At 72.6% G+C, this 23,390-nt stretch carries 2 protein-coding genes; both read right to left on the bottom strand.

Going from position 1 to position 23,390, the window contains the following annotated elements; genetic code table 11:
* Positions 1-19: 19 nt before the first annotated feature.
* The gene (locus OG462_RS34295; RefSeq protein ID WP_406063731.1) at positions 20-13,336 is read right to left on the bottom strand and encodes an amino acid adenylation domain-containing protein; all 13,317 of its coding nucleotides are present in this window, start codon (positions 13,334-13,336) and stop codon (positions 20-22) included.
* Between the two features lie 143 nt (positions 13,337-13,479).
* Positions 13,480-23,097: an SDR family NAD(P)-dependent oxidoreductase gene (locus OG462_RS34300; RefSeq protein WP_406063733.1), complete on the bottom strand. Its 9,618-nt coding sequence runs from the start codon at positions 23,095-23,097 to the stop codon at positions 13,480-13,482.
* Between the last annotated feature and the right edge of the window lie 293 nt (positions 23,098-23,390).

Raw genomic sequence — 23,390 nt, forward strand, 5'->3', positions numbered from 1 at the left:
GACGGCCCGGCCGGGCGGGTCAGTTGGCGTCGAGAGCCCGGCGCAGCTCGTCCGCGAGGACGCGCAGCCGCTCGCCGCTCATCACCGTGTAGTGGTCGCCGGGTACGTCGACGAGGGCGGCGTCGCCGGTGAAGTACTCCATCCAGCGGGACGCGGTCTCGACGGTCGCGCCGCCGTCCGCGGCCCGCAGCGACAGCACCCGCCCGGCGAAACCGGTGGGGGCGTGGCGCAGGAGGGCCCGGTAGTTGCTCTGGAAGCGGCCGACGATGGAGCTCAGCGTGTCGAGGTCGATGTCCTCGGACAACGCCCCCGCGGCACGGGCCTCGGCGTGCAGCACCTCGACCGGCGGGCGGCCGCCGAAGGCCTCGGGCGGCAGCTTCCAGTCCACTCCGGCCAGGCCCGCCAGGTCACGGGCGAACCAGGACAGCAGCACCTCGTCGGAGACCGGCGCGCCCGTGGCCGGGCCCGGCTGCTCCATCAGGTCGATCACTGCCAGCAGGTCCACCTCGGCGCCCGACGAGGAGAGTTGGGCCGCCATCTCCAGGGCGATCACTCCGCCCATCGACCAGCCACCGAGCCGGTACGGTCCCTCGGGCAGTGCCTCGCGGACCGCCGCGACGTAGTGGGTGGCCATGTCCTCGACGCCGATCAGCTCCGTGTCCGGCAGCTGCAGGGCGTAGAACGGCTGGTCGTGGCCGAGGAGTTCGGCGAGCTCCGCGTAGCAGAGCACGTCACCGCCGACCGGGTGGACGAACACCAGCGGAGTCCGCCAGCCGGTGGTGCGTACCGGTACGAGCGCCCTGCGGCCGTCCTCGCCGCTGCCGGCCTGCCGGACCGCCTCGGCGAGGAGTTCGATGGTCGGCCGGGCGAAGAGGGTGGACAGCGGCAGGCTGCGGCCCAGACCGCGGGCGATCCTGGCCATCAGCCGCACAGCGAGGAGCGAGTCCCCGCCGAGATCGAAGAAGCTCGCGGTCACCCCGATCTCGGTCACACCGAAGAACTCCGCCCAGATCTCGGCGAGTCGGCGTTCCACCTCGTCGCGGGGCGCGACGAAGCCGGTGCCTTCGACCGCGACCTCGTCCGGCGCGGGCAGCGCCGCCCGGTTGACCTTCCCGTTGTCGCTGAGCGGCAGCTCGTCCAGGACGAGGATCCGCTGCGGCACCAGATGCTGCGGGACGACCTTGCGCAGCGACTCGGTGATCCGCTGCTCGGTGTCGTCGCGCCCGTCGTCGAGGACGACGTAGGCGATGAGCCGCTTGGGCCCGTGCTGCTCGCCCGCCGCGACGACCGCCGCGGCCCGTACTCCCTCGCACTGGGTGAGGGCGGCTTCCACCTCGCCCAGTTCGATGCGGTAGCCCTGGATCTTGACCTGGGAGTCCTGCCGGCCGAGGAACTCGATGGTGCCGTCCGGCAGGAAGCGCCCGAGGTCGCCGGTGCGGTAGAGACGTTCACCGGAGACCGGGTGGTGCAGGAAGGCGGCGTCGGTCTTCGCCTCGTCGTTCAGATAGCCGCGGGCCAGACCGACCCCCGCGATGTAGAGGTCGCCCGGCACCCACACGGGGCAGGGCCGCATCGCGTCGTCGAGCACGTGGAAGCGCTGGTTACGCATCGCCTTGCCGTAGGGAATGCTCACGCAGTCGTCGTTGATCTCCCCGATGGGGTGCAGGATCGACCAGATCGACGCCTCGGTGGCACCGCCGAGGCTCCACAGCTCGGCGTCCTCGAGCAGCAGCCGGATCCGCCCCGGCAGGGTCACCGGGATCCAGTCCCCGCTCATCATGACCAGCCGCAGCGGCAGCCCGGTGAGCCGGTTCGCGAGGGCGTGCTCGGTGAACATCTCCATCAGCGCGGGCACGCTGTTCCAGATCGTCACCCCGTGCTCGGTGACGAGCTCCGCCCAGCGGGCGGGCTCGCGGTGCGCGGCCGGCTCGGGCAGCACGAGCGCGCCGCCCGCCGAGAGCAGTCCGAAGACGTCGTAGACCGACAGGTCGAAGTGCATCGCGGACAGTCCGAGGGCCCGGTCCGCCGACGTGACGCCGTAGCGCTCGTTGACGTCGACCACCGTGTTCAGGGCCGCGCCGTGCTCGATCATCACGCCCTTGGGCAGCCCGGTGGAGCCCGACGTGAAGATCACATAGGCGAGGTCGGTGGGCTGGGCGCCGGACGGGCCGAGCGGCTCCGCCTCCCCCTCCTCACCCTCGTCCTCGGCCCGCACCACGGTCCTGGCCACACCCTGCGGCCAGTCGGCCGACTCGTCCACCCACGGCTGGGTGACGACGCGGCTGATCCCGGCACTCTCGAGCAGCACCTGCAGCCGCTCGGCGGGCACCCGGGCGTCGATCGGGACGTACGCCGCCCCGGCCCGCAGGATGCCGAGGGCCGCGACGACCTGCTCCCAGCCCTTGTCCATCACGATCGCCACCAGGTCGCCGGGGCCGGCCCCCTGGGCACGCAGCCGGTGCCCCACCTGGTGGGACCTGCGGTCGAGGTCCGCGTACGTCAGGGTCAGCGCCTGCGAGATGACCGCGGGCGCGTCCGGCGTGGCCGCGGCCCGGGCGAGCACCGCGTCGTGCAGCAGTCCGTCGGGTACCGGCCCGTCGGTGGCGTTGGCCGCGGCCCGCACGTCCAGGTCGGCCGCCGGTGCGAGGGCGGGCCTGGGCCGTTGCCAGGCCGCCGGGTCGCGGGACAGGTCGCGCAGCGTCCGCTGGTAGGCGGCGAACATGGCGTCGACGCAGCCCGCCGGGAACAGTTCCTCGATCACGTCCCAGTTCAGGAGGAGCGCACCGGCCTCCTCGACGGCCTGGTGGTCCAGCCACACCTGCGGGGTGCGGACGGAGCTGCTCACCTGGCGGCCGTTCTCACCGATCCCGGCCAGGTACTGCACGACTCCGCCCTGCCCGCCGTCCTGCCGGTCCGCGATGTTCACCAGGCTGGTGAAGACGACCGGCGCGGCGGCCCGCACCGAGGCACCGCGGGCCCGGTTCAGCTCCCTCAGCACCTGCACACCGCTGACCTGGCTGTGCTCCATGTCGCTCCACAGCCGGCGCTGGACATCGGCGGCCTGCGTGGCGAACGTGTCGATGGCCGAGTCGCGGATCTCCAGCATCAGGGTGGTGGAGAACTGGCCTATGACGTCGCCGACCTGCGGATGCAGCGGCAGCCGGTTGAAGTAGAGCAGGTTCAGCGAGAAGTCGGGAGTGGCGCTCCACTCCGCGATCACCTGTGCGTACGCGGTGCACAGAGCCGCGGAGGGGCTGACCCCGGCTGCCGTGGCGTGCTGCTTGAACCGGTCCCAGTCCTCCTTCGGCAGGGTTGCGCCACGGTGGTTGAACACCGGCCGCTCCAGGCTCGACGGGCTGACGGCCAGCGGCAGTTGGGGAGCCGGCGGCAGGGTGTCGAGCCGGTCCCGCCAGTAGGCGAGCGCCCGGTCGTACTCGGGCCCGCCCTCCAGGGCGCGAGCCTCCTCGAGGTAGTCCCGGTAGCGCAGCCGCAGTTCGGGCAGCGTCTCACCGCGGTAGTGCGCGGCCCACTCCTTGAACAGGATCGACGTGCTGAAACCGTCGATGATCAGGGCGTCGAAGCCGGCGTGCAGCCGGATCACCCGGTCGTCGATCCGGGTCACCCGCACGTCGAACAGCGGCCAGCGGGCGGTGTCGAAGACCTGGTGCCGCATCTCCTCGTGGACGGCGGTCAGTTCGGCCTCGCGCCCGGCCGGGTCCAGGGCGGAGACGTCGGTCTCCCGGATCACGTAGGCCGGGACATCGCGCTGGATGCGCTGCTCGCCCTCGGACGTGAAGACGGCCCGCAGCATGTCGTGGCGTTCGATCATCGCCCGGAAGGACGCGCCGAGCCGGTCCAGGTCCACGCTCTCCAGGTCGATCTCGATCTGGAAGTACGTGGAGGTGTTGCCGAGTTCGAAGGCGTCGCCGCGGCCCACGAGGTACGCCTGCTGGAGGTCGGTCAGCCCGAACGGCTCGTAGCGCTCGGCGTCTTCCCCGGGCGCGACGGCGACTTCACCGTCGGCCTGCGGGGTCTCCGCCTCCTGCGGGGTCTCCGCCTCGGTGGCGCCGCCGAGGGCGGCGATGACGTCCTCGGCGATGTCCTCGGTGCTGCGGCCGTCGAGGAACGCCGTCATCGGCAGCAGGACGTCGAACTCCTTGTTCAGCGTCGTCCGGATCTTCATCGCGATCAGCGAGTCCAGGCCGAGCGCCTGCAACGACTGCCGGGCGTCGAGCCGGGCCGCCGTGGTGCCCAGCGCCCGGGCGACGGTCCGGATCACGAAGGCCCGCGCCGCGTCGGGTGCGACGCCGGGTATCGCCTCGGGCGCGTCGGCCGGGGCCGGGGTCATCGGGGTGAGGGCGGGCGTGGCCGGGGCCGTCGTGGTCGTGGCCGGCGGTCGGGGCGACGGGGCGGGTGTGCGTACAGCCGCAGGAGTGTGTCCGGCCGTGCGTACGTGCTCGGCCGCGGGTACCCGTACCCCCGCGGGTTCCGGCGTCGGCCGGGTCAGTGCGGGGGCGAAGCGGACGCCTTCGGCCTCGGCGACCAGTCGGCCGTGCGCGGAGACGAGCCGGATACGCGCCCGGGTGCCGCCGTCGAACAGTTCGGCGTGACATCGGAGCCCGTCCTGGGGCCCACCGCGGTCGTAGTGGACGAAGCGGTCGAGACCGACCGGCACGAGGGCCGGTCCGTCCGTGGGGAAGCAGGCCAGCGCGGTCTGGAACATCGCGTCGACGAGCCCGGGGTGGATCAGGTACGGCTCCGTCTCGCCGGGCACGGCGGGCCGGAGCTCGGCCGTGGCCTCGCCCCGGCCGAGCCTGATCCGCTCCACCCAGCGGGCGGCGGAGCCCAGATACATGGCGCGCTGCCACAGCAGCCGGTACAGCTCGTCGCCGGTCAGCTCGCGTCCCGAACCGACCGGTGCGAGCGTCACCGTGGGGGCGGCCGCCGCGCCCGACTGGGCCCGGCCCTGCGCGTGCAGCTGCCAACCGCCGGCCGAGTCCTGGGCGTAGTAGCGGAACGCGCCTTCGTCCACGATGAGTTGGGCGACACGCCGCCCGGTGGCTGGAGCCGTCGTCTGGTCGGCACCGGCCGGTTCAAGTACCAGGTCGACGGGCAGTTCCAGGTCCTCGACGGACACCGGTCCCGGCCCGGAGAGTTCGACGACCGCCTCGATCAGCGACTCCACGAACACCCCGGCGCTGACCACCGGCCGCCCGCCGACGACGAAGTCGTCGAGGCAGGGGTGCGCCAACGGGTCGAGCGTCGGGGCGAACTGCACCTCCGCGAGCGGCGACGACGGCAGCCGAACGCCCAACAGGCCCACCGGCTCGGCAGGGTGCTCCGCTGGACGCGACTCGCTGCGACGCGGGGCGGCTGCGGGTTCGGGTTCGAGCCAGAAGTGCTGGCGTTGGAAGGGGTAGGAGGGGAGTTCGATGGTGCGGGCGCGGTAGGGGGCGAGGATGCTCGGCCAGTCGATGGTGGCGCCGTGGGTCCAGGCTTCGGCGGCGGATTCGATGAAGCGTTCGAGGCTGCCGGTGTGGCGGTGGAGGGTGCCGACGACGGCGCCGGTGTCTTCGAGTGTTTCGGCGATGCCGGAGGTGAGTACGGGGTGTGCGCTGACTTCGATGAAGACGACGTCGGGTGCGGTGAGTTGTGTGATGACGTCGGCGAGGCGGACCTTGCTGCGCAGGTTGCGGAACCAGTAGGCGCCGTCGAGTTCGCTGGTGTCGAGGACGCTGCCGGTCACGGTGGAGTGGAAGGCGATGCGTCCGGTGCGCGGGGTGACGTCCTTCAGTTCCCGGGCGAGGGTTTCCTGGATCTCGTCGACGTGGGCGGAGTGGGACGCGTAGTCGACCGGGATTCGGCGGGCCCAGACGTTCGTGGCTTCGCACTGGGCGAGGAGCTCGTCCAGTGCTGCCGGTTCGCCGGCGACGACGGTCGAGGAGGGGCCGTTGACGGCTGCGATCGAGATGCGGTCGGGCCATGCGGTGATGAGTTCTTCGGCGTGGGTTTCGGGGATGCTCAGCCAGGCCATTCCGCCGCCGCCGGACAGGACGCGCAGGGCTTTGGATCGTAGGGCGACGACGCGGGCGCCGTCCTCCAGCGTGAGGCCGCCTGCGACGACGGCGGCGGCGATCTCGCCCTGGGAGTGGCCGACGACGGCCATCGGGTTGACGCCGCTGGCGCGCCAGAGTGCGGCGAGTGCGAGCATCATGGCCCAGGAGGCGGGCTGGACGACGTCGACGCGGTCGAGACCGGGTGCGTCGTCCTGGCCGCGCAGGACGGCGGTCAGTGACCAGTCCACGAACGGCGCCAGAGCCGCTTCACACTCGTCGATCACCTGAGCGAAGACGGGCGAGGAGTCCAGCAGCTCGACTGCCATCCCCACCCACTGCGACCCCTGCCCCGGGAACACGAACACGACAGAAGCTCCGGACGCGCGGCCCGGCTTCGCGCCGGAGACGGCCGCGGTGACGGCGTCGACCTCGCGGGAGGCGAGTGCGTCGAGGCCGGCGAGGAGCCCGTCACGGCCGTCGGTCCCGGGGACCAGGGCCCGCGACTCGAAGGCCGAACGGTTGGCGGCCAGGGAGAACGCCACGTCGGCCGGGCTGAGCTCGGGCCGGGTCCGTACGTACTCGGCCAACCGGCCCGCGGTCTCAGCCAGTGCGTCGGCCGAGCGGGCCGACACGAGCCACGGCAAGGCTGCGCCGTCGAGCCGGACGGCATGGTCCGGAGCCGTACGCGGCTCCTGGGGTTCCTGCGCCGCGTCCTCGGTGACCGGCTCGGTCGGGGCTTCGGCGAGGATGACGTGGGCGTTGGTGCCGCTGATGCCGAACGACGAGACGCCGGCCCGTCGGGTCCGGTCGCCGGACGCGGGCCACGGGCGCGGTTCGGTGAGGATCTCGACGCCGCCGGTGGCCCAGTCGACCAGTTCGCTGGGCTTGCCGACATTCAGGGTGGCGGGCAGCTCGGCATGCCGGAGCGCCATGACCATCTTGATGATGCCGCCGACACCGGCGGCCGCCTGCGCGTGTCCGAGGTTGGACTTGAGCGACCCGAGCATGAGCGGCTGGCCGCCGTCGCGCTCGCTGCCGTATGTGGAGAGGAGGGCCTGTGCCTCGATCGGGTCTCCGAGGACCGTGCCGGTGCCGTGCGCCTCGACCGCGTCGACTCCGGAGAAGGACACCCCGGCGTCGGCCACGGCGGCCCGGATCACTCGCTCCTGGGCGGGTCCGCTGGGTGCGGTGAGTCCATTGGACGCACCGTCCTGGTTGACGGCGGTGCCGGCGACCACGGCCAGGACCTCGTGGCCCAGCCTTCGGGCGTCGGACAGCCGCTCTACGACGAGTACGCCGACACCCTCGGCCCAAGCGGTGCCGTCCGCGTCGGCGGAGAACGACTTGCACCGGCCGTCGGCCGCGAGCCCCCGCTGGCGCGAGAACTCGATGAAGGTGTTGGGAGTGGACATCACGGCGGCGCCGCCCGCGAGGGCGAGCGAGCACTCGCCGGACCGCAGGGCCCGTACCGCGAGATGCAGTGCGACGAGGGACGACGAGCACGCCGTGTCGACCGTCAGTGCCTGACCCTGCAGCCCCAGCGTGTAGGCCACCCGGCCGGTGGCGACGCTACCGGCGGTGCCGGTCAGGAAGTGGCCCTCGGCCTCCTCCGGCATCCGGCCGCCACCGCCGTAGTCGTGGTACATCACTCCGGCGAACACGCCGGTGTCGCTGCCGTGCAGCGTGCCGGGCGCGATTCCGGCCCGCTCAAGGGCCTCCCACGACACCTCGAGCAGCAGCCGCTGCTGCGGGTCCATCGCCAGTGCCTCACGCGGCGAGATCCCGAAGAACGCGGGGTCGAACTCGGCGGCCTCGTGGAGGAACCCACCGTGTCGCACGTACGACGTGCCGGAGTGGTCCGGGTCGGGGTGGTAGAGGCCGTCGAGATCCCAGCCCCGGTCGGTCGGGAAGTCGGAGATGACATCGCGCTGCTGCGCGACGACCTGCCACAGCCCCTCGGGGGAGTCCACCCCACCCGGGAAACGGCACCCCATGCCGACGATCACGATCGGGTCGTCGTCCGTACGCGGTGCGACGGCGGCGACGGGCTGCGGGGCGGCACTCTCGGCACGCTCCCGCGCGAGCGCCAGCGTGAAGTCGACGACTGCGGTGGGCGTGGGGTGGTCGAAGACGAGGGTGGCCGGAAGGCGCAGGCCGGTCGCGGAGTTGAGGCGGTTGCGCAGCTGCACCGCGAGCAGCGAGTCGACGCCGAAGCTCTTGAACGGCTGGTCCGGGTCGATCCCGTCCGCCGAGTCGCGGCCGATGACCGCCGCGAGCTGCGTGTGGACGAGGTCGAGCAGCAGGCGGCGGCCCTCCTCCTCGGACATCCGGCCGAGCTTGCGGCGCAGGCTGGACTCGCCGGCGCGCCGCTGCGGGACCCGCACCAGCGAGCGCAGCACCGGGGACAGGGTCCCGTTGAGCGCGTCGGAGCGCAGCGCGGCCGGGTCGAGACGGGCCGGTACGAGTACCGCGTGGTCGTCGGCGAGCGCACGGTCGAGGAGTTCGAGGCCCTGCTCGGTGGAGAGCGGGGCGATTCCGCGGGTCGAGAGGGTCTCGTCGTCCAAGTGGCCGGTGAGACCGGTGCGTTCGGCCCACAGGCCCCAGGCGAGAGAGGTCGCGGGGCGACCGGCGGCCCGGCGGCGGGTCGCGAGTGCGTCGAGGAAGACATTGCCGGCGGCGTAGTTGGCCTGGCCGGGGTTGCCGAGCACACCCGCCACCGAGGAGAACAGGACGAAGGCCGCGAGATCCTGGTCCGCGGTCAGTTCGTCGAGGTGTGCGGCGGCGTCCACCTTGGGTCGCAGTACGGCGGTGAGCCGGTCCGCGGTCAGCGACTCGACCACGCCGTCGTCCAGCAGACCCGCGGTGTGGACGACGGCGGTGAGCCGCACGCCGGTCAGGAGCTGCGCGAGCGCCTCGCGGTCGGCGGTGTCACAGGCCGCGAGGGTGACCTCGGCACCCAACTCGGTGAGTTCGGCGGCGAGTTCCTCGGCACCGGGTGCGTCGGGGCCTCGTCGGCTGACAAGCAGCAGGCGGCGAGCACCGTGCTCGGTGACCAGGTGGCGCGCGACCGACGCGCCGAGCACGCCGGTTCCGCCGGTGATGAGCACGGAGCGGTCCGGGTCGAGCGGGGCGGCGCCGGCGGGATCGGCGACGGCGGTGTGCCGTACCAGCCGAGGGGCGAGGATCGTGCCCGCCCGCAGGGCGAGCTGGGGCTCGGTGAGTACGGCCCCGGGGGCGGTGGCGGTCTGGAGCGCCTCGTCCGAATCCAACAGGGCGAAACGGTCCGGGTGTTCGGACTGTGCGGTCCGGATCAGACCCCACACGGTGGCCTGGGCGGGGTTCCTGACGTCGGGGCCGACGGCGCCATCGGTCAGCACCAGCAGTCGGGAGCCGGTGAAGCGGGCGTCGGCCAGCCATTCCTGGACCAGACCGAGCGCCCAACCCGCCGCCCGATGTGCGTCCTCGGCGAGGCCGGCTCCCGTGATCTCCGAGTTCTGCGATGAGCCCGGACATCGTACGGCGACGATCTGCGGCACGGGGTCCGGGACGTCGGCCAGGTCCGCGACGAGGCAGACGTCGACGTCGGCCGTGGCGGCCGGGACCGGCTGCCACTCCACCCGGAACAGCGAGTCGGATCCGCGGTCGGCGGCGAGGTCGGCGGTGAAGGGCCGCATCGTGACGGCCTCCGCGGCCAGCACGGGCTTGCCCGCGCTGTCCGCGACGCGCAGGGTCACCCCGTCCTCGCCCCGCGCGCTGAGCCGCACCCGCAGGGCGTCCGCGCCCTCGGTGTAACGGGTCACGCCGGACCACGAGAAGGGCAGAACGGTACCGCCGTCCTCGCGGAGCAGGCCGACCGCGTGCAGGGCTGCGTCCAGCACTGCCGGGTGTACGCCGAAAGAGGCGGCGTCCAGCTCGGCGGGCAGGTTCACCTCGGCGTAGACGTCGCGACCGCTGCGCCAGGCGGCGCGCAGGCCCTGGAAGGCGGGGCCGTAGTCGTAGCCCGCCTCGGCGAGGGTGTCGTACCGCGTCTCGACGTCGATCTCGTGGGCGCCGGGCGGCGGCCACTCGGCGAAGTCGAAGTCAGCGGTGTCGTCGTCGAGGTCGAGAAGGGCCGCGGCGTGCCGCGTCCAGGGGGTACTCGGGTCGGCGTCCTGCGACCGGGAGTGCACGGCCAGCTCCCGCTGCCCGCTCGCGGTCGGCGGTTCGACGGTCACCCGGAGCTGTACGGCTTCGCCGGGTGCGAGCACCAGGGGTGTCTGGAGGGTGAGTTCGGCGAGCCGGCGCCAGCCCATCCGGGCGCCGACGGCCATCGCGAGTTCGAGGAACGCGGTGCCGGGCAGGAGCACGGTGCCGAGCACCGCGTGGTCGGCGAGCCACGGCTGTGTGTCGAGGGCGAGCCGCCCCGTGTACACCAGCCGGTCCTCCTCGACGAGCTCGACCACGGCGCCCAGCAGAGGGTGCCCGGCCGAGGCCAGACCTAGTCCGCGGGCGTCGGACGCTGCGGGTTCGGGTTCGAGCCAGAAGTGCTGGCGTTGGAAGGGGTAGGAGGGGAGTTCGATGGTGCGGGCGCGGTAGGGGGCGAGGATGCTCGGCCAGTCGATGGTGGCGCCGTGGGTCCAGGCTTCGGCGGCGGATTCGATGAAGCGTTCGAGGCTGCCGGTGTGGCGGTGGAGGGTGCCGACGACGGCGCCGGTGTCTTCGAGTGTTTCGGCGATGCCGGAGGTGAGTACGGGGTGTGCGCTGACTTCGATGAAGACGACGTCGGGTGCGGTGAGTTGTGTGATGACGTCGGCGAGGCGGACCTTGCTGCGCAGGTTGCGGAACCAGTAGGAGCCGTCGAGTTCGCTGGTGTCGAGGATGCTGCCGGTCACGGTGGAGTGGAAGGCGATGCGTCCGGTGCGCGGGGTGACGTCCTTCAGTTCCCGGGCGAGGGTTTCCTGGATCTCGTCGACGTGGGCGGAGTGGGACGCGTAGTCGACCGGGATTCGGCGGGCCCAGACGTTCGTGGCTTCGCACTGGGCGAGGAGCTCGTCGAGGGCTTCGGGCTGGCCGGCGACGACGGTCGAGGAGGGGCCGTTGACGGCTGCGATCGAGATGCGGCCGGGCCATGCGGTGATGAGTTCTTCGGCGTGGGTTTCGGGGATGCTCAGCCAGGCCATTCCGCCGCCGCCGGACAGGACGCGCAGGGCTTTGGATCGTAGGGCGACGACGCGGGCGCCGTCCTCGATGGTGAGGCCGCCTGCGACGACGGCGGCGGCGATCTCGCCCTGGGAGTGGCCGACGACGGCCATCGGGTTGACGCCGCTGGCGCGCCAGAGTGCGGCGAGTGCGAGCATCATGGCCCAGGAGGCGGGCTGGACGACGTCGACGCGGTCGAGGCCGGGTGCGTCGTCCTGGCCGCGCAGGACGGCGGTCAGTGACCAGTCCACGAACGGCGCCAGAGCCGCTTCGCACTCGTCGATCACCTGAGCGAAGACGGGCGAGGAGTCCAGCAGCTCGACTGCCATCCCCACCCACTGCGACCCCTGCCCCGGGAACACGAACACGGCTCGGGAAGAGGACACACCGTTCTCGCCGTCGACCTCGCCCGAGGCGAGTGCGTCGAGGCCGGCGAGGAGCCCGTCACGGCCGTCGGCTCCAGGGACCAGGGCCCGCGACTCGAAGGCCGAACGGTTGGCGGCCAGGGAGAACGCCACGTCGGCCGGGCTGAGCTCGGGCCGGGTCCGTACGTACTCGGCCAACCGGCCCGCGGACTGGGCCAGGGCATCGGCCGAACGCGCCGACACCACCCAGGGCAGGGCTGCGCCGTCCAGGCGAACCGCATCGTCCGGACTCTTCGGAGTCGCCGCCGAGGGTTCCTGCGCCGCGTCGTCGGTGACCGGCTCGGTCGGGGCTTCGGCGAGGATGACGTGGGCGTTGGTACCGCTGATGCCGAACGACGAGACGCCGGCCCGTCGGGCCTTGTCCTCCGTTGCGGGCCACGGACGAGGCTCGGTCAGCACCTGCACACCGCCTGAGGCCCAGTCCACGAGCTCGCTGGGCTTGCTCACGTTCAGCGTGGCGGGAAGTTCGCCGTGCTGCAGTGCCATGACCATCTTGATGACGCCGCCGACACCGGCGGCCGCCTGGGAGTGCCCCAGGTTCGACTTGAGCGATCCGAGCATGAGTGGCTGGCCGCCGTCGCGCTCGCTGCCGTACGTGGCGAGCAGGGCCTGTGCCTCGATGGGGTCTCCGAGGACGGTGCCGGTGCCGTGGGCCTCGACGGCGTCGACCCCGGAGAAGGACACTCCGGCATCCTGCACGGCGGCGCGGATCACTCGCTCCTGGGCGGGTCCGCTGGGGGCGGTGAGTCCGTTGGACGCACCGTCCTGGTTGACAGCCGTACCGGCGACCACGGCCAGGACCTCGTGGCCCAGCCGTCGGGCATCCGACAGCCGCTCCACGACGAGTACGCCGACACCCTCGGCCCACGCCGTACCGTCCGCGTCGGCGGAGAACGACTTGCAGCGGCCGTCGGCCGCGAGCCCCCGTTGGCGTGAGAACTCCACGAAGATGCCGGGTGTCGACATGACCGTCACGCCGCCGGCGAGGGCGAGTGAGCATTCGCCGGACCGCAGGGCCTGCACCGCGAGATGCAGTGCGACGAGGGATGAGGAGCATGCCGTGTCGACGGTCAGTGCGGGGCCCTGGAGTCCCAGGGTGTAGGCCACGCGGCCCGAGGCCACACTCGATGTCGTTCCGGTCAGTCCGAACCCGGCGGCACCCGCCGCCGCCTCACCCAGCCGCGGACCGTACTCCTGGGCGATCGCACCCAGGAATACGCCCGTTGACGTGCCGTGCAGCGTGCCGGGCGTGATTCCGGCCCGCTCCAGAGCCTCCCACGACACCTCGAGGAGCAGCCGCTGCTGCGGGTCCATCGCCAGTGCCTCACGGGGCGCGATCCCGAAGAAGGCGGGGTCGAACTCGGCCGCGCCCTGCAGGAATCCACCGTCGCGCACGTAGGACGTGCCGGAGTGGTCCGGGTCGGGGTGGTAGAGACCGTCGAGGTCCCAGCCCCGGTCGGTCGGGAGACCCGAGATGACATCGCGCTGCTGCGCGACGACCTGCCACAGCGACTCGGGGGAGTCCACCCCGCCCGGGAAGCGGCACCCCATGCCGACGATCACGATCGGATCGTTGGTGCCGGCCTCCAGCTCGCGGACCCGCTGACGGGACTGGTGGAGGTCGACGGTGAGGCGCTTGAGATAGTCGACGAGTTTGTCGTTGTCCGTTGTTGTCATGGCGATGATGCCCCCGTAGGCGTCGTGGAGCTGTGCGTGCGCGCGGGCCGGGCATGGCGGGCACGCCCGTGAGACGTGCCCGGGCGTGCCGCGCGCGGTGAACAGGATGAGCAGGGTGGGGTCCGGGCGATGCGGACCTGGAGTCAGAGTTCGGAGTCGATGAACGCGAGGAGTTCGTCGACCGAGGCCGACTGGACCCGTGCGGTCAGGTCGTTGTCGTCGGCCGGGGCCCGCTGAGCCGGTACACGGGCCACCAGTGCCTGGAGTCGTTGGACGATCTCGGCTCGGACGTCGTCCTGGGTGTCGTCCGGCAGTTCGGCGAGCGCCGCTTCGAGACCGTCGAGTTCGATCAGACCGGGGACGGCCTTCGAATCGGTGGCAGCGACGGATTCCGTGTCGGTCGGGGCCAGTTCGGTGTGCAGCTGGGCCACGACCGACAGCGGCGTGGGGTAGTTGAAGAGGAAGGTGGCGGGCAGCTTCAGACCGGCACTGGTCTGCAGCCTGTTGCGCAGTTCGACGAGGGTGAGCGAGTCGCAGCCCATGTCCTTGAAGGACCGGTCGGCGGGAATGCCGGCCGCGGAGGAGCGGCCGAGCACGGCGGCGGTCTGCACCCGGACGAGATCGAGGAGCAGTTCCTCCCGCTCGGCCGGGCTCAGCGTCGCCAGCCGGTCGCGCAGGGTCGCGGTCGTCGGGGCCGCGGCGGTGGTCGCCGCCTGGGCCGGTCGCGGTGCGGCCGGGGCGAGGTCCCTCAGTACGGGAGGGAGTTGGGTTCCCAGAGCGCCGAGGGCGCTGCGGTCGAGGGGTGCGGGCACGAGCGCGGCGGTGTCCATGCGCAGGGCCGCGTCGAGCAGGGCCAGGCCCTCCGCCCGGTCGATGGGTGCGAGGCCGGTTCGGGCGATCCGCCCCCGGTCGGCTTCGGACAGGGCCCCCGCCATTCCGGCGGCGCCCGGCCGTCCCGCGGTGTCCGCCCACATTCCCCAGGCCAGGGAGAGCGCGGGCAGGCGCTGTGCCCTGCGGTTCTGGGCCAGGGCGTCCAGGTAGGCGTTGGCGGCCGCGTAGTTGCCCTGGCCGGCCCCGCCGACGACGCCCATGACGGAGGAGAAGAGGACGAAGGCCGCGAGGTCCTGGTCCACGGTCAGTTCGTGCAGGTTGCGGGCCGCGATGGCCTTGGGTGCGAGCACCGTGTCGAGGCGTTCGGGAGTGAGCGCGGTGATCACACCGTCGTCGAGCACCCCTGCGGCATGGACGACGGCGGTGAGCCGTACGCCCGTCAGCAGCTGCGCGAGCGCGTCGCGGTCGGCGGTGTCGCAGGCGGCGAGGGTGACCGCGGCGCCCAACTCGGTGAGTTCGGTGGCGAGTTCCTGTGCATCCGGTGCGTCGGGGCCTCGTCGGCTGACAAGCAGCAGGCGGCGAGCGCCGTGCTCGGTGACCAGGTGCCGCGCGACCAGTCCGCCGAGGGCGCCGGTGGCGCCGGTGACCAGGACCGTACCGTCCGGGTCGAGGGCGGCGGGCAGGGTGAGCACCACCTTGCCGATGTGCCGGGCCTGGCTGACGTAGCGGAACGCCTCCGGCGCCCGGCGGACGTCCCACGTGCTGAGCGGCAGGGGGGTGAGGGCTCCCGACGACAGCAACCGCAGGACGTCCGTGAGCAGTTCGGCGATCCGCTCGGTCGGCTCCTGGAGCAGGTCGAAGAAGCGGTAGTCCACCCCGGGGTGGTCGGCCGCGATCAGGTCCGGGTCGCGCAGATCGGTCTTGCCCATCTCCACGAAGCGGCCGCCGCGCGGCAGCAGCCTCAGGGAGGCGTCCACGAATTCACCGGCGAGCGAGTTCAGGACGACGTCCATGCCGCGGCCTTCGGTGGCCGCGCCGAACGCGGTCTCGAAGTCCAGGGTGCGGGAGGACGCCAGGTTCGCCCCGCCCAGGCCGAGGGCCTGCAGGGCGTCCCACTTGCCGGGGCCCGCCGTGCCGTAGACCTCCGCGCCCAGATGACGCGCCAGCTGGACGGCGGCCATCCCGACGCCGCCCGCGGCGGCGTGGATCAGGACGCGCTCGCCCGCGGCCAGGCCGGCGAGGTCGACGAGGGCGTGGTAGGCGGTGAGGAACACGATGGGCGCGGACGCCGCCTGGGCGTACGTCCAGTCGGCGGGCATGGTGGCGACCCGCCGGTGGTCGGCGACGACCACCGGGCCGAACGCCCCGGAGAACAGGCCCATGACCCGGTCGCCGACGCCGAGACCGGTGACGCCGGGCCCGACCTCGGTGATCACACCGGCCCCTTCGAGGCCGAGCAGACCGGGGTCGCCGGGGTAGAGGCCGAGGGTGTTCAGTACGTCGCGGAAGTTGACGCCCGCGGCGCGCACGGCGATGCGTACCTCGCCGTCGGCGAGCGGGGCCAGGGCTTCCGGGCAGGGTTCGAGCGCCAGGTGGTCCAGGGTTCCGCGGTCGCGCACCCCGAGCCGCCAGGCGGTCACCCCGGCAGGGGGAACCAGGGAGCCGTCGGCCGTCGCCCGGCCGAGCATCGGCACCAGCAACGACTCGTCCCGTACGGCGAGTTGCGTCTCCGTGCCGATCAGCGGCAGCGCGGTACGGCAGTCGGAGGCGGACTGCACGTCGAGGAGCCCGACCCTTCCGGGGTTCTCGGTCTGCGCCGAGCGGGCCAGACCCCATACGGCGGCGCCGTCGGGGTCCACGTCGGCGTCCGGCGCCGTGGCCACGGCCGCCCGGGTGACGAGCACCAGCCGGGAGTCGGCGAGCCGGTCGTCGGCCAGCCACGCCTGGAGCAGAGCGAGCGCCCGGTGTGCGGCGGGCGGGGAGCCGGGCGCCGGACCGTCCCCGAGAGTCGCGAGGTCCCCGAGAGTCGCGAGGTCCCCGAGATCCCCGAGATCCCCGAGATCCGTGAGATCCCCGAGGTCCCCGAGATCCCTGAGATCCCCGAGATCCGTGAGATCCGTGAGCGGTGCGAAGACCACCGCGGGGGCGGGAAGCCCCGCGTCGAGGGACTGGCCCAGGGCCGTGAGGTCGGCGTACAGCGGGCCGACGCCCAGGTCGGCGGAGCCGAGCGCGGCGGCCGACGGAGCCGGTTCCTGGTCCGCCGTGGCCGGTATCCAGTCCAGTCGGTGGAGCGACCGTGGGACGGCCACGTCGTCGCTCACCGGGCGCAGGACCAGCTCCTCGACCTCGGCGATGACCGCCTGGGCCTCGTCGAGCAGCGTCAGCGACACCGCGTCCGGTCCGGTGGTGGTGATCAGGACGCGGGCGGTACGAGCGCCGGACTGACGGATCGTCACACCACGCCAGGAGAAGGGCAGCAGGCGACGGTTGCCGTCGTCCAGCGCGGTCATGACGATCGGGTGGAGGGCCGCGTCGAGCAGCGCCGGGTGCAGCCCGTAGGAGGCGGCGTCGGTGACGGACGGCGGCAGGGTGACCTCGGCGACCAGGTCCCCTCCGTGCCGTGACGCGGCGCGCAGGCCCTGGAAGACCGGGCCGTAGGCGTAGCCCGCGGCCGCCAGTTCGTCGTAGCAGCCGTCGACGGTCAGGGGTTCGGCCTCGGCGGTGGGACGGTCCACGGCGGTCGCGGGGGCTCCGTCGTGCGGGGCGAGGGTGCCGGTGGCGTGCAGGGTCCACGGCTCGATGGCGCCGTCCGGCGTCTCGGCGCGGGCGTGCACGGTCAGCGCGCGCTGACCGTCGTCGCCGGGCGCGGCCACGACGACCTGCACCTCGGTGCGGCCTTCCTCGGGGATCACCAGGGGGGCGATCAGAGTGAGTTCGGCGACCTGCGGCGTACCGGTCTGCGAGCCCGCGCGGGCGGCGAGTTCGAGGAACGCGGTGCCGGGAAGGAGGACCGAGCCGAGGACGGCGTGGTCGGCGAGCCAGGGGTGGGTGCGGCGGTCGAGCCGGGCGGTCAGCACGGCCTGCCCGGATTCGGCGAGTTCGACTGCGGGGCCGAGCAGCGGGTGACCGGCCGGACCTTCGGTGCCGTGCGCGGTCAGCCAGTAGCGCTCCCGCTGGAAGGAGTACGTGGGCAGGCCGGGCGTCGGTCCAGGGCCGAACACCGCGTGCCAGTCCGGGCCTCGGCCGCGGACGTGCAGGGAACCGAGTGCGGCGGCCAGGGTGCGGTTCTCGGACCGGCCGCGGCGCAGCACCGGGACGAACGCCAGCGCGTCGTCGTCCAGACAGTCCCGGCCCAGTGCCGACAGCACTCCGTCCGGGCCGAGTTCGAGGAAGGTCCGCATCCCGAGGCGGTGGAGTGTGGCCAGACCGTCGGACATGCGTACTTCCCGGCGCACCTGCCGGACCCAGTAGTCGGCGGTGACGTCGACGGGTTCGCCGGTGACCGTGGACACCATGGCGATACGCGGCTCCGCGTACCGCACGCCCGCGGTGACGGCCGCGAACGCGTCGAGCATCCCGTCCATGCGGTGGGAGTGGAAGGCGTGACTGACGACGAGGCGGCGCGTCTTGCGGCCGGCGGCGGCGAACGTCTCGGCGACCTGCTCGACGGCCTCGACGTCGCCGGAGACGACGACGGCCGTGGGGCCGTTGACGGCGGCGATGCTCACCTCGTGCTCGCGGCCTTCGAGCACGGCCCGGACATCGTCCTGCGTCGCCTGGACGGCCAGCATCGCGCCGCCGCTCGGCAGGGCCTGCATGAGCCGACCGCGCGCGGCGACCAGCGCACACGCGTCGGGCAGGGTGAGGATCCCGGCGACGTGGGCGGCGGCGAACTCGCCGATGGAATGGCCGAGTACGGCGTCCGGAGCCACACCCCGGTGCTCAAGGAGCCGGAACAGCGCGACCTGGAGGGCGAAGAGCGCGCTCTGGGTGTTCTCGGTCCGGTTGAGTGCCTCGGCGTCCTCGAACATCACCTCGCGGATCGGCGGGGTGCCGGGCACGGAGCTGCGGCAGGTGTCGAGTTCGCCGCACACCGCGTCGAGGGCGGCGGCGAAGACCGGCTCGCTCTCGTACAACTCACGCCCCATGCCGACACGTTGGCTGCCCTGCCCCGTGAAGAGGTAGGCGAGGCCGTCGTCGGGGCGTGCCGTGCCGAGGGCCAGGGCCGAGTGCGCCTCGCCGCGGCCGAGCGCGGCGAGCGCCGCGACGGCCTCTGCGCGATCCTCGGCGGTGACGGCCGCGCGGTGGTCGAGGGCGGTACGCGTGGTGGCCAGGGCGCGCCCGAGTTCACGGACGGACACCTCGCCGAGGGTGTCCAGCGCGCTGACGAGGGCGGTGGCCTGGGCGCGCAGCGCCGGTTCGGTACGCCCGGACAGCACCCACAGGGGGGCGGAGTCGTCGTCCTCGGGGTCGGTTCCGGACGCGAGGGCCGCGGTCGGGGCTTCGGCGAGGATGACGTGGGCGTTGGTGCCGCTGATGCCGAACGAGGAGACGCCGGCCCGTCGGGCCCTGTCCTCGGTGGCGGGCCACGGGCGCGGCTCGGTGAGGACTTCGACGCCGCCCGCGGCCCAGTCGACGAGCTGACTGGGCTTGCTCACGTTCAGGGATGCGGGAAGTTCGCCGTGCTGCAGTGCCATGACCATCTTGATGACGCCGCCGACACCGGCGGCTGCCTGCGCGTGCCCGAGATTGGACTTGAGGGATCCCAGCATCAGCGGTCGGCCGTCGCGCTCGCTGCCGTACGTGGCGAGGAGGGCCTGTGCCTCGATGGGGTCTCCGAGGACGGTGCCGGTGCCGTGGGCCTCGACGGCGTCGACCCCGGAGAAGGACACTCCGGCATCCTGCACGGCGGCGCGGATCACCCGCTCCTGGGCGGGTCCGCTGGGGGCGGTGAGTCCGTTGGACGCACCGTCCTGGTTGACAGCCGTGCCGGCGACCACGGCCAGGACCTCGTGGCCCAGCCGTCGGGCATCCGACAGCCGCTCTACGACGAGTACGCCGACACCCTCGGCCCACGCTGTGCCGTCCGCGTCGGCGGAGAACGACTTGCACCGGCCGTCGGCCGCGAGCCCCCGCTGGCGTGAGAACTCCACGAAGATGCCCGGTGTCGACATGACCGTCACGCCGCCCGCGAGGGCGAGTGAGCATTCGCCGGACCGCAGGGCCCGTACCGCGAGATGCAGTGCGACGAGGGATGACGAGCATGCCGTGTCGACGGTCAGCGCGGGGCCCTGGAGTCCCAGGGTGTAGGCCACGCGGCCCGAGGCCACACTCGATGTCGTTCCGGTCAGTCCGAACCCGGCGGCACCCGCACCCGCCTCACCCAGCCGCGGACCGTACTCCTGGGCCATGACACCGGCGAACACTCCCGCCTGGGTGCCGCGCAGCGAGTCCGGGGCGATTCCGGCCCGTTCCAGGGCCTCCCAGCACGTCTCGAGGAACGCGCGCTGCTGCGGATCCATCGCCAGCGCCTCACGCGGCGAGATCCCGAACAGCTCGGCGTCGAACTCCGCGGCGCCTTCGAGGAAGCCACCGTTGCGCACATAGGTGGTGCCCACGTGGGCGGGGTCGGGGTGGTAGAGGCCGCCGAGGTCCCAGCCCCGGTCGGCCGGGAAGCCCGAGATCACGTCGCGCTGCTGGGCGACGACCTGCCACAGCGACTCGGGGGAGTCCACCCCGCCCGGGAAACGGCACCCCATGCCGACGATCACGATCGGATCGTCGTCCTGATCGGGACGCTCCTCGGGGGCCGTCGCGTCATGCTGCCCGTCGGCGAGCAGCGCGGCCAGCGCGGCGGGGCTGGGGTGGTCGTACACCACGGTCGTGGGGAGCTTGCGCCCGGTGGCGGTGACGAGCCGGTTGCGCAGCTCGACGACCATCACCGAGTCGATGCCCAACTCCTTGAACGTCCGCCGCGGTTCGATCTCGGCGGCGGAGTCGTAGCGGAGAACGGCGGCGGTGTGCGCCCGTACGAGCTCCAGGGCGGCCGGGCCGGTCAGCGAGCGGCGCGGCTCGGCCTCCTGTGCGTCCGCCGTGTCCTCCGGCAAGGCCGAGGCCTGCGCCGAGGCCTGCGCCGAGGCCTGCGCCGAGGCCTGCGCCGAGGCCTGCGCCGAGGCCTGCGCCGAGGCCTGCGGCATCGGCGCGGTGGCGGCCGACGGCAGGGGCCGGGCGACGGCGGGCTGCCCGGAGATCCAGTGGCGGCGCCGCTGGAAGGCGTACGTCGGCAGCTCGGCGCGCGTGGTGCCGGCGGGCAGAACGGCGGACCAGTCCACGTCGGCGCCGTGGCAGAACGCCTCGCCGAACGCGAGCAGCAGTCGCTGCGGGCCACCCTCCTCGCGACGCAGCGTGCCCAGTGCGGCGACCGGCAGGTCCGCGGCCTCCGCGGTCTGCTGGACGGCGAGCGCGAGCACCGGGTGCGGGCTCATCTCGATGAACAGTTCGTGCCCGGCGTCGAGCAGCGCCCGTACGACGGGCTCGAACTGCACGGGCTCCCGCAGGTTGCGGTACCAGTAGTCGACGTCCAGCTCGGAGCCGTCGAGCGCCGTGGCGGTCACGGTGGAGTGCAGCGGCACGCTTCCGGCGCGCGGGGCGATCCCGGCCAGGTCGGCCGGCAGGGTGTCGCGTACGGCGTCGACGTGCGGGCTGTGCGAGGCGTAGGCGACCGGGACGCGCCGGGTGCGGACGTCCTCGCCGTACTGCGCGGCCAGGGCGTCCAGGGCGGCCCCGTCACCGGCGACCACGGTCATGCCGGGCGAGTTGACGGCGGCCACGCTCAACCCCGGGTATGCGGCGAGGTCCTCGCGTACCCGGTCGGCGGGCAGCGACACGGTGAGCATGCCCCCGCCTCGACCGGCCAGCGCGCCGAGGGCGGCGCTTCGTACGGCGACCAGTCGGGCCGCGTCGTCCAGGGTGAGGGCGCCGCTGACGGTGGCGGCGGCGATCTCGCCCTGCGAGTGACCGACGACCGCAGCGGGTTCGACACCCGCCGCCCGCCACAGGGCGGCCAGCGCGACCATCACGGCCCACAGGGCGGGTTGCACGACGTCGTCGCGGTCGAGGGCGGGCGCGCCGGGTCGGCCGCGCAGCACGTCGGTCAGCGACCATGCGCGGTACGGGCGTAGTGCGCGCTCGCAGTCCTCGATGACCTCGGCGAAGACGGGGGCGCTGTCGAGGAGTTCCGCGGCCATGCCGGCCCACTGCGAGCCCTGGCCGGGGAAGACGAACACCGCTTCACGGGCGGCCTGGTGACTGCTGCCCTCGACCGCGGTCCGGGTGACCCGGGCGTCGGCGACCGCGTCCAGGGCGGTCAGCAGCGCGGTCCGGTCGGCGCCGACGAGAACGGCCCGGTGGCTGAAGGCGGTGCGGTCGTGAGCGAGGGCCCGGGCGATGTCGGCGATATCGACATCCTGGTGTGCGGCGAGGTGTTCGCGGAGCCGGGCCGCCTGGGCGCGCAGCGCTTTGTCGCCGCGTCCGGACAGCACCCAGGCGAGGGAATTCTGCGCGTCCGCCTCCGTCGGCTCTTCTGTCTTGATCTCGGCGGTTAAGGTGGCGTCGCCCGGCCACTCGCCGAGCACCAGATGGCAGTTGGTGCCCCCCATTCCGACCGATGTCACACCTGCGACGAGCGGCCCGTCAGGATTCGGCCACGGACCGGCTCCGGTGACGGCGGCGAGCCGTAGATCGGCGAAGGGTATCTGCGGATTGGGGGTCCGGTAGTTCAGGGTCGGGACGAGTTCGCGCTCTTTGAGGCAGAGAATCGTTTTGACGAGTCCCGCGATGCCCGCGGCCCCTTCGAGGTGGCCGATATTCGTCTTGACGGAGCCGAGCCTGAGAGGATTGTCCGACGTGCGGGACGGGGCGAAAACGGCTCCCAGAGATGATGCCTCGATGGGGTCGCCGACCCGGGTGCCCGATCCGTGAATTTCGACGTACTGCGCTTGTTCCAACGGTATTCGCGCATTTTCCCAGGCATCGCGTATGACGCGTTCCTGGGCTTTTCCATTCGGGGTGGGAAGGGTTTCGCTCGCGCCGTCGCTGCCGATTGCTCCCCCGTGCAGCACGCAATGGATACGGTCCCCGTCGGCTATCGCCCGGCTGAGGAGTTTCAGCGCCACCACACCGCCGCCCTCACCCCGGACATAGCCGTTCGCCCGGGCGTCGAGAACGTAACATCGACTGTCGGGCGAGAGGCTGCCGAAGGCGGCCAGGGCCTGGGTGCTCTCCGGGGCGAGGTTGAGGTTGACGCCGCCGGCCAGCGCCATGACGGACTCGCCGCGGCGCAGACTCTCGCAGGCCAGATGCACCGCGACCAGCGCCGACGACTGCGCGGTGTCGACCACCATGCTGGGGCCCCGCAGGCCGAGGACGTAGGAGACCCGGTTGGCGATGATGCCCCGGTGCAGCCCGGTCACCGTGTGCGCGGAGGTGGCGCCGGGACCGGCCGCGTGGGTGAGGGCCGTGTAGTCGTCGGCGATCGCGCCCATGAAGACGCCGGTCACGGTGTCGGCGAGCGTGGCCGGGACGAGGCCGGCGTCCTCGAGCGCCTCCCAGGCGAGCTCGAGGACGAGTCGCTGCTGCGGGTCCATCGCGGCGGCTTCGCGCGGGGAGATGCCGAAGAACTCGGCATCGAAGGTGTCGACCTGCGGCAGAAATCCACCGGGGCGCGGCGAGCCGTCGTCCAGAGCGGCGAGGTGCGCGCGATCCGCGGGAGGCTCCGCTATGGCGTCGCGGCCGTTCCTGAGAAGGTCCCAGAATTCGGTGGGACTTGCCCCACCGGGAAAGCGGCAGGAAAGTCCGACGACGGCCACCGTACGGTCGTCGACCTGGTCGGATGCCTGCTGCGGCTGTCCGTCCCGGACCGGCCGTACCACGTTTTCCGCCGTACTGTCTGCTGAGCTTCGTACCGTGTTGTCTGTCGGCGTTTCTGCCGCCTGAATTTGGGCATGGCGGATCATGATGTTCTTGCTCCCCCCGTGAAGCACGATCAACGGCACGGCCGACTCGGCGGCCCAGCCTGACTCAATCTCAATTTGGACCCTAGCATCGAGTCGGCGCTCCGTAAACCAATGGCCAGGGCCCGGAGTTGGTCCAAGAATCAATTTGCCGCGTAATCGGGGGGAGCGGCTTCGAGGACTCGTCTGCCGTAACCGTCCGGTTAACCGCG

Origin of the sequence: Streptomyces sp. NBC_01077, from assembly GCF_045162855.1 — a bacterium.
Lineage (GTDB): Bacteria > Actinomycetota > Actinomycetes > Streptomycetales > Streptomycetaceae > Streptomyces.